Source organism: Streptomyces sp. NPDC097640, assembly GCF_040302705.1.
Lineage (GTDB): Bacteria > Actinomycetota > Actinomycetes > Streptomycetales > Streptomycetaceae > Streptomyces.
Map to the genome: position 1 here is coordinate 39,061 of NZ_JBEOSB010000027.1, position 13,489 is coordinate 52,549.

The following is a 13,489-nucleotide window of genomic DNA, read 5'->3' on the forward strand; positions in this document are numbered from 1 at the left end:
GGCCTGAGGCGCTTACCCGAGTCATCGGGACCCTGGGCGCGCGAATACGTGGCGTTCAACCGGCAGTTGGCGCTCTACGGCCGCGCCGGGGTGATGAGCGCCTGCGCGGTGCTGGCCGTGGTGGGCATGGAGGCGGGGAAGATGGCGGTCGCAGCGGCGATCGCGTCCGCCGCGTTCGCCTGGAGCTGGATCCACCTGTGGCTCGCCAACGCCTCGACGTTACGGCCCGGGCGGCTGCTCGCCCTCGACCTGGCGGTCATGACCGCGCTGTGTCTCAGCCAGCGGCTCACCGTCCCCGACGCGCCGACCGACCACGGCAGCACCTGGATCCTGGTGTCCCTCAACTTCACGGCCGTCGCCTACCAGCTCATGCAGCCGCCCCTCGTCGCGATTCTGGCGACGCTCTGGCTGTGCTGCGCCGACCTGGCGGGCGCCACGCTGCACCCGCACCAGGAGTTGACCGACGTCGCGTACAGCCTGGGCTGGGTGCTGGTGAACATCGTCCTGGCCCAGGCCGTGGTCCGACTGGTGTTCGGTGAGAGCCGGGCGGCCGACGAGGCCGCCGACCGGGCCGCGCGGGCGCGCCGGCAGGGCGAGGCGGCGGAGGCCCGGTGCGCGGCGGAGCGGGAACACCTGGCCGCGCTCCACGACACCGCCTGCGCGACCCTGCTGATCGCCTCGGCGCCATGGGCGTCGATGCGGCCGGAGACGCTGCGCGCCCAGGCCGCGAGCGACCTCGTCCGACTGCGCACCGAGCAGTCCGCCGCGGGGGAGGTGGACCTGACCGTCGAGCTGGCCGCCGAGGTCGCCGCGCATCCTCTCCGGGCCACCACGCTGTTCGACCCGGATCTCGGCACGGTCTGGCGCCCCGCCGCGGCGGCGCTGCGCGGCGGCCTCGGCGAGGCGCTGCGCAACGTGGAGCGCTACGCGGGGGTGGGCGCCGTGCGGGTCACGGCGGTGCGCACCCGCCACACCGTGGTCGTGACCATCACCGACAGCGGGGTGGGGTTCGACACCGCTCGCGTTCCCGCCCAGCGGATCGGGATCCAGCGTTCCATCCGCGGGCGGATGGCGAGCGTCGGGGGCCGCGGCACCGTGGAGTCCCGGCCGGGGTGCGGCACGACGGTACGTCTGGAGTGGCCGCGTGGCTGAGGACCTGCGTCAGCTGATCACCCGTCACCAGCTCCGCGGCATCCGCGCCGGGGCACTGGTCATCCTGGTCACCCTCCACTTCGGACTCGCGCTGCCCGGCCTCCTGAGCAGCCTGGAGGAGTACCGGCACCCCTGGGTCCCCGTGACCGCCTACGGACTGCTCACGGTGATCCTCGGCGGCAGCGTCCTCCTCGGCCTCGACGGGCGCCCCTGGCCGCGCGGCTGGGTGCCGACGGCGCTGGCCGGCGCCTTCGCCGCCTCGGTGGCCGCCACCACCCAGGTGCCGGCGAGCCAGTACTTCGTCGGCGCCTCCCACTGGTCCTTCACCCTCGTGGGCTGGTTCGCCGTCGTCCTGCTCGGCCACCGGGGACCCATGGCGTTCGGCGCCTTCATCGGCTGCCATCTGGCCGTCAACACCGCCCAGTTGCTGACGGCCGACGTTCCCTCGCGGCCCATCGCCGCGGGCATGGCCGCGAGCGCACTGTCCGCCTGCTGCTTCCAGATGACCATCGCCGCCGGCGCGAAGCTGCTGCTCAACAGCAGCACCGCCATCGGGGAGGCCCTCCAGGTGCAGGAGCGGGTGCGCACCCGCATCGCCGTCGCCACCCAGATCCAGACGGACCAGCGCCGGCGCTACGCCGAGCTGAACACGACCGTGCTGCCCCTGCTCACCGGCCTCGCCAACGGCTCCCTGGACCCACGGGACGACGAGGTGCGCCGGGCCTGCGCGCTGGAAGCCGCCCGGCTGAGGCGGCTGTTCGCGGAGAGCGACTGTACGTTCGACCCGCTGGTCCACGAGATGCGGGCCTGTATCGACGTCGCCGAGCGCAACGGGACCACCGTGCAGCTCGCCGTCCGCGGCGACCCCCTCGAACTGCCGCTGCCGCTGCGCCGCGCGCTCCTGGACCCGGTCATCGCCGCACTGGCCGCCGCCCGGCAGACGGCGCGCGTCACCGTGGTGCGCGGCGAGAATCAGGTACGCGTGGGCGTGGTGGTGGACGCGCTGCGGGATCGGCTGCCCGAGCCGGCCGCGAGCGGGATCCGGGTGCGCACGGTCCGCGCGGAGGACCGTCTCCTCGTGGAGGCCGCGTGCCGGATCACAGCTCGTCCAGCGCGATCAGACCGTCCTGAACCGCCCTGGCCACCAGCTTGGCCTTCGTGGTCGCCGGGCGGCCGGCGTTCGCGTACTTGATCCGCACCCGGTCCAGATAGGTGTTCACCGTGCGCTCCGAGATCCCCAGGCTCTTCGCCACCATGGCCTTCGACTCGGACTGGAACCACTCCACCAGCACCTCCACCTCCCGCACGGACAGCACCGGGCGGCTCTGCCGGGTGTCGCTGCCGAACGCGCCGGCCAGCGACGGGGGTGTGTAGGGGATGTCCGCGGCGGCGGCCTGGATCGCCTTGACCAGGTGCCGCTGCCCCTCCGCCTTGGTGATGTAGGTGGCCGAGCCCAGGTCCATGCAGGTCAACGCCGCCTCCTGGCTGTCCCGCATGGTGTAGACGACGACCTTGCGCTCCTGCGCGACCAGCACCTGCAACTCCTCGTACGCGGGTCGCCCGTTCTGCAACAGCAGGTCCATGACCACGACGTCCGCGCCCCGGCCCGGACCGCAGAGGGCCACCGAGAGGTCCGACCCCTCGGCCACCACCTTGATCGGCACGTGGGCGGCGGCACACCAGGCCGCGATGCCCGCGCGTACCACGGGGTGATCATCGACCAACACGACGCTGAGGGCAATCCCTAACTCCACGCCCACCTACCTATTCGTGACGAACCTGTACAAGGAGTAGACAAACTGATGTGCCTTGAGGTTGTGTGGCATGGACTCGCTTGCTGTGATGCTTCACGTCATGCTTGGGGTTCCCGTGCAATCGGAGCCGAGCCTGCCCAAAGGCTCCCCGGGTTTTACACCTCGAATGCGGAAGCGTGGCGAAAGATTCCGTTAATGAACGCTTGTTCGGCATGAGAACGTTTGCCCGAGTCGAGCCGGTGCCCGGTCCCGTCCACCCCCTGAGAGTGGGGCAGGTACCCTTCCCCGCATGCCTGATGATCTTTATGCCTCCTTAGGCCCGGGGGTGCGGGCGCAACTGGTCGCGGAGGTGTCCGTACCACTACGCGGCGCGGTGCGCTTGTTGACGGACGGCTTCCTGGCAGTTCCCTGCGCCCGCGAGGTCATGGTGCTGGACCGTGCGTTGCGGGTCGTCTCCCGCTTCCCTGTCCCGGAGGAACTGGCGCGTCGGTATCGGGAGCCGGATGGGGACATCCGGGTCGATGTGAGCCCTGATCACCGGTGGGCGGTTCTCGCGGGCACCGAGCGCATGATGGTCGTCGACTCGACCGGAAGGGTGGCCTGGCGCACCACATATCCCACGTTCGGCGATGCCGGCGGCGACGCGGTGCCGGCCTGTGGAGTGTTCAGCTCCGACGGCTCCGAGTTGTGGGCCTTCGTGCCGGTCCTCGGCCCGTACGCCGACGAGAACTGGGTGGACGACGCCGAGCGTTGGGTGGTCAGGATGTCGGACTCCCAGATCACCGGTAGAGCGGAATCCCGCTACCGGGGGACCACGGACATCATCGCCTCTCCCGATCGGAGCCGGCTGGGATTCGCCTACTTCGACGGTCATGCAGCGGATGGCAGCTGGACCGCCTGGCACGACAACGTCGAGAGCGCTCCCGTCCGAGGGCGCTGGTTCCCGCTGGACGTGTCTCCCGACGGTCGCCACTGGCTCGGCGGTACCTGGCACGACGTCGTCGTGGGCGACTTCGCGGGGAGCGAGATCCGGCTGAACGAGGACGGGCGATGGGATCACTGGGAATTCACCGAGGGCGCCTGTTTCGTGGACCAGAAACAGGTGCTCGTCGCCGGACGTCACGACGGCGAGAAGAGCCGACATCTGTTGCTCCGCACCGACACCTTGGAGCCGATCGGGCCTGTCGCGTACCCCGAGCAGTTCCCTGGTGAACAGGAGGGCGGGTTCGTGCGCGGTCTCGGCGACGGTACCTGGCTGACCATGCACATCCCCGGATACGAACGGCCCGCCGAGGGACGAATCCGTCGCTGGGCCACTTGCTGAGTCATAGTCCGCCCGCGCGCGGCTTCACCCAGGGCAGAACGCCGCTCCCTTCCCCCGGCGCCCCGGATCCCTAGGCTGAGGGGGTGAGCACTCATGCGCCGAACGAAGCCCACGTCATCCCCCTGCGCCCGCAGACCTCGCCGCCCGGTTCCGGCGAGGCGACCCGCGCCCCACAGCCACCCGCGCCGAGGGAACCCCTGTGGCGCGACCTCGTCGGCGGTGCGCTGCGGCGCGAGCGGCTCGCCCAGGAGCGCACGCTGAAGGACGTCGCGGAGACGGCCCGGATCTCGATGCCGTACCTGTCGGAGCTGGAGCGCGGACGCAAGGAGGCCTCCTCCGAGGTACTCGCGGCCGCCGCCCAGGCCCTCGGGCTCGGCCTCGCCGACCTGCTCTCGCTCGCCCAGGACGAGCTGGCCCGGCACGCCCGGAGCCGCATGGGCCGGGGCCGCACGTCGCCCACGGCGCGGTACGACGGCCTCTGCCTCGCCGCCTGACCGAACCAACCGACGGCCGGTACGACGGGGCGTAACCCCGCCGTACCGGCCGTCGGTTCGTCGGCCTTCGGCCAAGGCCGCGCGGGGTCAGACGAACGCGAGCCGTCGGTTCAGCACCTCGTCGGCGAGCCCGTAGGCGACGGCCTCCTCGGCGGTGAGCACCTTTTCCCGGTCCATGTCCGCGCGCAGCGTCGCCACGTCGTGATGCGTGTGCCGGGACAGGACCTCCTCCACCTGCGAGCGGATACGGACCATCTCCTTGGCTGCGAGGCTGAGATCGGAGACCGTTCCCTGCCGGCCGCCGCTGGCCGGCTGGCCGAGCAGCACCCGCGCGTGCTGGAGCACGAACCGTCGCCCGGGATCCCCGCCGGCCAGCAGCACCGCCGCCGTCGACGCCGCCTGACCGACGCAGAACGTGGAGATCGGCGCCTGCACGAACGTCATCGTGTCGTAGATCGCCATCAGTGAAGTGAACGATCCGCCGGGCGAGTTGAGATAGATCGAGATCTCGCGCTCGGGGTTCGCCGACTCCAGATGCAGGAGTTGCGCGATGACCACATTGGCGACCCCGTCGTCTATCTCGGTGCCGAGGAAGATGATCCGCTCGTTCAGCAGCCGGCTGAAGACGTCGTAGGACCGCTCACCCTGCGCGGTCCGCTCGATGACGTAGGGAACCGTGTACGACCCCATGTCACAGCCCCATCCGTCGGCGCGACGCGGCCGGGCGGATGTCGGCGACCGACTCCACCACCCGGTCCACGATCCCGTACTCCCTGGCCTGCTCGGCCGTGAACCAGCGGTCCCGGTCGCCGTCCCGCGCGATCGTCTCCTCGCCCTGCCCGGTGTGCTCGGCGGTGATCCGCTCGATGGCCTTCTTGGTGAACTGGAGGTTCTCCGCCTGGATCTCGATGTCCGCGGCGCTGCCACCGATGCCCGCTGAGGGCTGGTGCATCATGATCCGCGCGTTCGGCAGCGCGAACCGCTTGCCGGGCGTCCCCACGGTGACCAGGAACTGGCCCATGCTGGCGGCGAACCCCATCGCCAGCGTCGAGACGTCGTTCGGGATGAGCCGCATGGTGTCGTAGATGGCGAGGCCCGCGGTGACCGACCCGCCGGGGCTGTTGATGTACAGGCTGATGTCGGTGCGCGGGTCCTCCGCCGACAGCAGCAGCAACTGCGCACACACCCGGTTGGCCGACACGTCGTCGACCTGTGTGCCGAGGAGGATGATCCGCTGGGCGAGCAGCTGTGCCGCGAGATGGTCGTCGAAGCGGCTGGGCGGTGTGTCGCCCTCCTCCGCGCGGGGCGGGAGCGTGGTGAGTGAAGTCATCTGGTCTCCTTGTCGAGGCAGGGATGCCGTCGACTCCACTCTTGACCTCGGGAGACCCCCGGATGCGATTTCTCTGCCCGCCGCAGATTCGCCACGGGCAGAGTCTTCGACACAAGAAATTCGACACAAGAAAGAGGGCTGTGATCGTTGAATCACAACCCTCATAACCATGTACATATGGTGAGTGTCCGAGGGGGGACTTGAACCCCCACGCCCGATAAAGGGCACTAGCACCTCAAGCTAGCGCGTCTGCCATTCCGCCACCCGGACAAGGTGTCTGCCGCCCGGCCCTGGGCCGTTCCGACGGGAAAACCATAGCAAACATCCGGACGTGCTCGATCACGCGTACCCGTGCCCCGGGCGGCCCCCGCGGCGGGCCGGGGCGCGGGAAGTGTGGACGGGGTGTGACGGCGGTATTTCCGCCTTGGGCTGGACGGGTGTGCGGGGGAGGATGGCGGAGGACCCCTGTCGCGGGCCCTGCCCGCGCGCGGGTGCCGCACGGCAGCAGAACCTTGAGGAGGCAGTGTGAGCGAGTCGACTTCGGCCGCGAGGGCGACCGGCACGGTCAGTGGTGAGGACGAGGTCGTCGACCTGTGCCGTGACCTGATCCGGATCGACACCAGTAACTACGGCGACAACTCGGGCCCGGGCGAGCGCGCGGCCGCCGAGTACGTCGCGGAGAAGCTCGCCGAGGTGGGGCTCGAGCCGCAGATCTTCGAGTCGGACCAGGGCCGGGCGTCGACGGTCGCGCGGATCGCGGGCGAGGACCCCTCGCGCCCCGCGCTGCTCATCCACGGCCACACCGACGTCGTCCCCGCCAACGCCCACGACTGGACCCACCACCCCTTCTCCGGCGAGATCGCGGACGGATGCGTCTGGGGCCGTGGCGCGGTGGACATGAAGGACATGGACGCGATGACGCTCGCGGTCGTACGCGACCGGCTGCGCAGCGGCCGCAAGCCCCCGCGCGACATCGTGCTGGCCTTCCTCGCCGACGAGGAGGCGGGCGGGGTGTACGGCGCGCGGCACCTCGTCGACAACCACCGGGACCTCTTCGAGGGCGTGACCGAGGCGATCGGCGAGGTCGGCGGCTTCTCCTTCACGGTCAACGAGAATCTGCGGCTCTACCTGGTCGAGACCGCCCAGAAGGGCATGCACTGGATGCGGCTGACCGTGGACGGCACCGCCGGGCACGGCTCGATGACCAACAACGACAACGCGATCACCGAGCTCTGCGAGGCGGTCGGGCGGCTCGGGCGGCACAAGTTCCCGGTCCGTGTCACCAAGACGGTGCGGTCCTTCCTCGACGAGCTGTCCGACGCGCTCGGCACCCCGCTCGACCCGGAGAACATGGACGAGACGCTTGCCAAGCTCGGCGGCATCGCCAAGCTGATCGGGGCCACGCTCCAGAACACCGCCGCGCCGACCATGCTCGGCGCCGGCTACAAGGTCAACGTCATCCCGGGCCAGGCCACGGCCCATGTGGACGGCCGCTTCCTGCCGGGGTACGAGGAGGAGTTCCTGGCCGACCTGGACCGGATCCTCGGCCCGCGGGTCAGGCGCGAGGACGTGCACGCGGACAAGGCCCTGGAGACCACCTTCGACGGCGCGCTGGTCGACGCCATGCAGTTGGCGCTCAAGGCCGAGGACCCGATCGCCCGCGCCGTGCCGTACTGCCTCTCGGGTGGCACCGACGCCAAGTCCTTCGACGACCTCGGCATCCGCTGCTTCGGCTTCGCGCCGCTCCAGCTGCCCCCGGAGCTGGACTTCGCCGGCATGTTCCACGGAGTCGACGAGCGGGTGCCGGTGGAGGGGCTCAAGTTCGGCGTCAGGGTGCTGGACCGGTTCATCGACGCCTGCTGACCGGATGGGCTAATCGATCACACATACTGACTGAATCAATAAGGGTGAATGGTGTCGTAGCTTCATAGCTCGATTGCTCCTTCCTCGTTACATGGTGTGCGGCCCCCAACAGGGCCGTTGCATCGATCATGTGACGTGGAGTCACAGTCCCGAGGTGTGCGATCCCGGGTGGCCCCGGAGACCGGTGAGGTGCTCCGGGGAGGCCCGGGTGGGGGGCGGGCGATTCGGCCCGTGCGCATACCGCGGGACGGAAGGCAGGGGAGCGAGAGAGTTATGCGACAGGTTGCGAAAAAGGGCCTGATCACCATCGCGGCGGCGGGCGGGGTACTTGCCGTGACCGGCGGCTACGCCTACGCGGACACGGGGGCCGGCGGCAGCGCCGCGCACTCGCCGGGAGCGGTGTCCGGCAACTTGATCCAGGCGCCCGTCGAGGTCCCGGTCAACGTGTGTGGCAACACCGCGACCGTCCTCGGGGTGTTCAACAGCGGTGGGGGAAGCGGCTGCGGCAACAAGACGGGCGCCTCCGGGGGCTCCCAGCAGGGCGGCTCCAGCGCGGAGGGCGGCACCGAGAGCTCGTCGGGCGTCGGCTCCGGCAACGCCGTCCAGGTCCCGGTCCATGTGCCGGCGAACGTCTGCGGTAACGGCGTCGGGGTCGGCACGGTCGGGAACAGCGACATGGGTGGCGAGTGCGGCGGCGTCGTGGACGCCGTTCCGAACGACCCCGAGGAGCCGGGCAACCCCGACGAGCCCGGTAACCCCGATGAGCCGGGCAACCCCGACGAGCCGGGTGACCCGGGCAACCCCGGGAAGCCGGACGACCCGGGGAAGCCGCACAACCCCGGGCACAACAACCCGGGCGGCCACACGCCCACGCCCTCCTCGCCGGGGAACGGCGGCGGCCACGCGGCGGGCCACGGCGGGAACCACGGAGCCCAGCAGGTCGGTGCGAACGGCGTGGACGCCTCCTCGCACCTCGGGGGCTCCCAGCTGGCCGGCAGTGAGCAGCTCGCGCACACCGGCGCCGGGCCGGTCGCGCTGGCCATCCCGGCGGCCGCGGGCATGCTGCTCGCGGGCACCGTGCTCTACCGCAGGGCGCGGGCCGGACAGCACTGAGGCGGCTCTGAGGCCGCACTGAGCCGGTACTGAGACCGGCAACATCGCGCTCCGGCGTGATCACGAGCGGGCCCCGCACACCGGCGGGGCCCGCTCAGCGCGTCAGCGGCTCACCACGTGGCTCGGAGCTGGCGGATGATCCGGCGGCGCAACCGCACTCTGCGGCTGCCGTCGGGATTCAGGCGAAGGCGGTCCAGCTCCCAGTGTCCGTACTCGGCATGGTCGGTCAGCAGGCGTGTGGCGGCCTTGCGGGAGACCCCGCGCGGCACATACACGTCACAGAATTCGTATTCCGGCATCGCATCTATTGTGCGGGACCAGGCCCGCTACGGATAGCGTCTGCACTATGTCTGATGCTGCGCAGCCATCCGCTGCCGAGGTACGCGCCGCCGCCGAAGCGGTGAAAGCCGCACTGGATCGTCACCTCGACGCTGTCGAACGCCGGTCCGGGGAGGACGACCGGGCCGTCTACGACGCGTTCAACGAACTGGCCGCGGCAGCCGAGGTGTACGACGAGCTGCTCTATGACGCCTACGACGAGGTGACGCCCTTCGAGATCCCTGGGGACGACTCCCTGCCCGCCTATACCGGGCCCGAGGAACCGAGCGCACTGACCGTGCTGATCCGCAGGGACTACGCGGTCGTCGAACCGCAGCGCCTGCTCGCGCAGGCCCGGCGGGTCGCCGAGCCGGACCAGGGCACCGGGGCCGGCCCCGGAGACGGTGGCGGGCCGGGCGGCGCGGCTGCCGTCGGCGACAGCGTGCAGGCCGCCGTCGGCGTGATCTTCGGCGAGTACGAACCGGACGAGATCGCCTCCCGCCACAAGGAGTTCGGCCTGGAGGAGGGCGACTCGACCCTGTGGGTGGCGGCCGGGGACGAGCTCCCCGAGCCGGGGGAGTGGCTGGCCACCCCCTTCGACCAGCCGGATCCGGAGCAGGTCGTCTGCCGCTTCGATGTGAGCTCGGTCTTCGACGAGGAGCTGGACGACGAGGACGACCTGGAGGTGCTGGGCCCGGGGAGCTGAGCCCCGAGCACCTGCTTGAGGCGCCCGTCGCGCAGGACGGCGCCTTGGACGCCCCGTCCGGCGAATCCGCGGACGGGGCGTCGTTCCATGTGAGGGCCTACCCGGCGGACGGGAGCTGCGTCTGGAGCAGCGACCGCAGCCGGGTGGTCCGCTCCGCCGCCGGGATCTCCGCCACCGCCCGCGCCAGGGCCGCCTCGGCGCCGTGCACCACGGACAGATGGCGCTCGCCCCGGCTGAAGGCCGTGTACGCCCAGGCCCTGGTCAGACCCGCGGCCGCGTCGCCTGGCAGCACCACGACCACCGCCGGCCAGCGGGCCCCGGCCGCCTGGTGGGCGGTGAGCGCCCAGCCGAGGCGGACCGTGTCGGCGACCTGCTCACGGGGCACCACGACGGCGGTGCCCGTGCAGTCCAGATGCAGACCGTCGGCATCCGCCGAGACCACCGTGCCCGGCAGCGCACGGCCCGGCGCCGGGACATAGGCGACCCGGTCGCCCGGGTCGAAGCCGCCGAACCGGCCGGGGCCGGGGTTCAGCCGCTCCTTCAGGGCGGCGTTGAGCGCGCGGGTCCCCGCGCCGCCGCCGTGGCCCGGGGTGATCACCTGTGTGTGTTCCGGCTCCACGCCGATCGCGCGCGGCACCGAGTCGGCGACCAGCTGGACCGCGCGGTGCACGGCCTCGCCCGCGTCCCGCGCCGGGACGATCACGACCTCCTTGCCGGGGGCCTCGACCTGGTTGAGCTCACCGATCCCGATGCCCGAGACCAGCTCGCCGATCGGCCCGGGGTCCGGCGTCCGGGAGACGAGCTGGGGGCAGCGGCGGGCGGCCAGCAGATCCGCGAAGACCTTGCCCGGGCCCGCCGAGCCCAGCACACCGGGGTCCCCGCTCAGCACCAGCCGCGCACCGTCCGGCAGCGACTCCACGAGCATCGCCGCGGTCTCCACGTCCAGCTGCGGGGCGTCCAGCACGGCGAGCAGATCGAGCGCGAGCGCCCCGTCCTCGTCGCGGCCCGGGCCCTCGTGACCGGAGAGCAGCCCGGCGACGGTGACCGCCGAGGCGGCGTCGACCAGCGCGGCCAGCCGCTGCCTGCCGTCCTCGGTGTGCGCCGCCGCGTACGCCCGCAGCCCCAGGGACCTGGCCGCGGCGACGAGCGCCGCCGGTTCGGCCCGGGCGGCCTCGCCGCCGCTGTGGGCGACCAGCCCGTGGTCCGCCACCGCGCGGATCAGCTCCGCGGCGGACGGGCTCGGCGCGGCGGCGGCCGCGGCCTCCCAGTCGGCCGCGCCTGGGGCACCCGCGCCCACCTCCGCATCGCCGTCACCGGAGTCACCGGAGCCGCCGGACTCGCCGTCGGCCGCGCTCTCCTCGGTATCGGGCGCCGGGCCGCCGGACCGGTCGGCGAAGGTGCCGGCGAGCCGGGCCAGGCCGTCGGCCAGGCTCTCCTCCGCCAGGGCGAAGCGGTCCAGCCCCAGGAGGATCCGCACCGGCCGCTCCTCGTCCTCCCCGTCCCCGTCTCCGGCCGCCGGACGGGCGGCCCCCGGGGTGTCGAGGGCGTCCTGGAAGACCAGCACCCGGCCGTCCGCGATCGCGGAACGCAGCCCCGCGTCCGGATCCGGCACGGACAGCTCGGCGAGCCCGGCGCGCAGCGCGGAGGACTCCAGCGCGGTGTGCCCTTCGAGCGCCGCGCGCTCGAGCAGCCAGACCGTGAGCGCCTGCGACCGGCGCTCGTCCCCCGGCCCGCAGTCCGGCCCGAGCAGGGCCCGGGCGAAGCCGTCCGCCTGGTCGTGGCGCACACCGGGCACGGCCAGCAGCTGCCAGGGGTCCTCGCGCAACACCTCCGCAGCCCCCTCGCCCAGCGCGGCCGCGACCGCACCGGCCAGGGCCTCGGGGGCGCCGCCCTCGACCAGCACCTGCCGGACCTCGCCGGCGCCGGGGACGTCCCCCGCCGGGCGCGGCACCGGGCCGGGCGGGACAGTCGTGCGGACCGGCTGCCCGGCGCCCGGCCCTCCGGCGGGCCCGCCGGGCCCGGCCGACCGGGGCCGCTCGGGCCCCGGGCCGCCCGCACGCTCCCGGGCACCGCCAGGGCGGGCCCCGCCGCCCCCCGCGGCTCGCGCCGCGGCACCGCCCTGGCGGGCCGCGGGTGCGTCGTTGAAGAACGAGGCCGCCGACCGCTCGCCGCTCTCCACGGCCCGCACCGCCGCGGCCAGCGCCTCGGCCGCGGCGGACCGCTTGCCGCCCTCCGCCGGCTTGGCCGGGGGCTCCTCGCTTCCCGCGCCGGAGGCGGACGCCGCCTGGGCTTCGCCCTTTTCGTCGCCACCGCTGTCGGGGGCCCCGTCGGCCGCGTCGGTAGCCGTCCGCGCCGCGGGGGTGTCGGGGGTGGGCTCCTCCTCGGGTGCGGAGGCGGCCTCGCCGGCGAGGCGGTCGGTGCTCACAGGGTGCTCCAGTCCTGATCGGGATAGCGGTGCACGGGCGCCGACACATCGTCGAGCGCCCGGCAGATTTCCTCGGGAAGACTAAGCGCCTCCACTGACAGCGCGGCCCTGAGCTGCTGTGCGTTCCGCGCGCCGACGATCGGCGCGGTGACGCCCGGGCGGTCCCGGACCCAGGCGAGCGCCACATGCAGCGGGGTGGTCGCCAGGCCGTCTGCCGCGGTGGAGACGGCCTCGACGATCCGGCTCGCCTCCTCGTCGAGATACGGGGCGACGAAGGCCGCCAGCTGCCCGGAGGCGCCGCGCGAGTCGGCCGGGGTCGTGTGGCGGTACTTGCCGGTCAGCACCCCGCGGCCCAGCGGGGAGGAGGGCAGTATGCCCAGGCCCAGGTCCAGGGCGGCGGGCAGCACCTCCCGCTCGATTCCGCGCTGGAGCAGCGAATACTCCATCTGTGTGCTGGCGAGCCGGGTGTGCGCGCCGGGCGAGGCGAGCTGCCAGGTGGCCGCCTTGGCGAGCTGCCAGCCGGAGAAGTTGGACACCCCCACATACCGCGCCCGCCCGCTGCTGACCGCGATGTCCAGCGCCTGGAGCGTCTCCTCGATCGGGGTGACCGGGTCGAAGGCGTGCACCTGCCACAGATCGACATAGTCGGTGCCGAGCCGCGCGAGCGAGCCGTCGAGCGCGGCCAGCAGGTGGCCCCGCGAGCCGTCGAAACGGCGGTCGGGGTCGGGGACGCTCCCCGCCTTGGTGGCGATCTGTAGGTCGCGGCGCGGCACCAGACCTTCCATCAGCTGGCCCAGGAGGTACTCGGCGCCGCCGTCCGCGTACACATCGGCGGTGTCCACGAGTGTCCCGCCCGCGTCCCAGAACGCCTTGAGCTGATCCGCGGCGTCGTGTTCTTCGGTGTCCCGCCCCCAGGTGAGCGTGCCGAGCCCGAGCCGGGATACGCGCAGGCCCGTGCGGCCGAGGTGCCTTAGCTCCATGAACGTTGAGATTACTGGCCGGAGATCGAA

General features: G+C 72.3%; 13 protein-coding genes and 1 tRNA gene. 7 read left to right on the forward strand and 7 right to left on the reverse strand.

From position 1 onward, the window contains the following. Window positions 1–48: 48 nt before the first annotated feature. Together ABTY62_RS34360 and ABTY62_RS34365 are read left to right on the forward strand one after the other, a co-directional pair. A complete protein-coding gene (locus ABTY62_RS34360; protein ID WP_352133330.1) occupies window positions 49–1,152 on the forward strand; it encodes a sensor histidine kinase in 1,104 nt (367 codons plus the stop codon). Beyond that, window positions 1,145–2,344 (forward strand): hypothetical protein, encoded by a 1,200-nt coding sequence (locus tag ABTY62_RS34365; protein WP_352133331.1) that lies wholly within the window; start codon window positions 1,145–1,147, stop codon window positions 2,342–2,344. Before ABTY62_RS34360 ends, ABTY62_RS34365 begins: the two co-directional genes overlap by 8 nt. On the opposite strand, the gene ABTY62_RS34370 is transcribed toward ABTY62_RS34365, so the two are convergent. After that, entirely contained in the window at window positions 2,250–2,879 is a 630-nt protein-coding gene (locus ABTY62_RS34370) for a DNA-binding response regulator (protein ID WP_352133332.1), read from the reverse strand. The genes ABTY62_RS34365 and ABTY62_RS34370 overlap by 95 nt on opposite strands. A 316-nt stretch (window positions 2,880–3,195) precedes the next feature. Between ABTY62_RS34370 and ABTY62_RS34375 the strand changes: the two genes are divergently transcribed. Next, the gene (locus ABTY62_RS34375; RefSeq protein WP_352133333.1) at window positions 3,196–4,230 is read left to right on the forward strand and encodes a hypothetical protein; all 1,035 of its coding nucleotides are present in this window, start codon (window positions 3,196–3,198) and stop codon (window positions 4,228–4,230) included. An 83-nt stretch (window positions 4,231–4,313) separates the two neighbouring features. After that, window positions 4,314–4,724: a helix-turn-helix domain-containing protein gene (locus ABTY62_RS34380; RefSeq protein WP_352133334.1), complete on the forward strand. Its 411-nt coding sequence runs from the start codon at window positions 4,314–4,316 to the stop codon at window positions 4,722–4,724. Window positions 4,725–4,811: 87 nt separating this feature from the next. Here the strand turns inward: ABTY62_RS34380 and ABTY62_RS34385 are convergent, their stop codons facing one another. The 3 genes from ABTY62_RS34385 to ABTY62_RS34395 all read right to left on the reverse strand — a co-directional run bounded on the left by ABTY62_RS34385 (window position 4,812) and on the right by ABTY62_RS34395 (window position 6,324). Continuing rightward, window positions 4,812–5,414 carry a ClpP family protease gene (locus tag ABTY62_RS34385; protein WP_352133335.1) on the reverse strand — a complete coding sequence of 201 codons (603 nt, stop codon included), beginning with the start codon at window positions 5,412–5,414 and terminating at the stop codon, window positions 4,812–4,814. A gap of 1 nt (window position 5,415) precedes the next feature. Continuing rightward, a complete protein-coding gene (locus tag ABTY62_RS34390; RefSeq protein WP_352133336.1) occupies window positions 5,416–6,054 on the reverse strand; it encodes an ATP-dependent Clp protease proteolytic subunit in 639 nt (212 codons plus the stop codon). A 185-nt stretch (window positions 6,055–6,239) separates the two neighbouring features. Beyond that, a tRNA-Leu gene (locus ABTY62_RS34395) sits at window positions 6,240–6,324 on the reverse strand. Window positions 6,325–6,579: 255 nt separating this feature from the next. Between ABTY62_RS34395 and ABTY62_RS34400 the strand changes: the two genes are divergently transcribed. Both ABTY62_RS34400 and ABTY62_RS34405 read left to right on the forward strand, forming a co-directional pair. Beyond that, on the forward strand, window positions 6,580–7,917 hold the full coding sequence (locus ABTY62_RS34400; RefSeq protein ID WP_352133337.1) for a M20/M25/M40 family metallo-hydrolase: 1,338 nt from the start codon (window positions 6,580–6,582) through the stop codon (window positions 7,915–7,917). 273 nt (window positions 7,918–8,190) lie between these two features. Further along, window positions 8,191–9,030 carry a chaplin gene (locus tag ABTY62_RS34405; RefSeq protein ID WP_352133338.1) on the forward strand — a complete coding sequence of 280 codons (840 nt, stop codon included), beginning with the start codon at window positions 8,191–8,193 and terminating at the stop codon, window positions 9,028–9,030. Between the two features lie 110 nt (window positions 9,031–9,140). Here ABTY62_RS34405 and ABTY62_RS34410 read toward each other — a convergent pair whose 3' ends face one another. After that, complete coding sequence (locus ABTY62_RS34410) at window positions 9,141–9,329, reverse strand: DUF5703 family protein (RefSeq protein ID WP_018537156.1); 189 nt, start codon at window positions 9,327–9,329, stop codon at window positions 9,141–9,143. Window positions 9,330–9,376: 47 nt separating this feature from the next. On the opposite strand from ABTY62_RS34410, the gene ABTY62_RS34415 reads away from it, so the two are divergent. Then, a complete protein-coding gene (locus tag ABTY62_RS34415) occupies window positions 9,377–10,054 on the forward strand; it encodes a hypothetical protein (RefSeq protein WP_352133339.1) in 678 nt (225 codons plus the stop codon). A 97-nt stretch (window positions 10,055–10,151) separates the two neighbouring features. Here ABTY62_RS34415 and ABTY62_RS34420 read toward each other — a convergent pair whose 3' ends face one another. Together ABTY62_RS34420 and ABTY62_RS34425 are read right to left on the reverse strand one after the other, a co-directional pair. After that, window positions 10,152–12,479, reverse strand: coding sequence for a helix-hairpin-helix domain-containing protein (locus ABTY62_RS34420; protein WP_352133340.1), 2,328 nt, complete (start codon window positions 12,477–12,479; stop codon window positions 10,152–10,154). Then, on the reverse strand, window positions 12,476–13,459 hold the full coding sequence (locus ABTY62_RS34425; RefSeq protein WP_352133341.1) for an aldo/keto reductase: 984 nt from the start codon (window positions 13,457–13,459) through the stop codon (window positions 12,476–12,478). The genes ABTY62_RS34420 and ABTY62_RS34425 overlap by 4 nt, the downstream gene beginning before the upstream one ends. Between the last annotated feature and the right edge of the window lie 30 nt (window positions 13,460–13,489).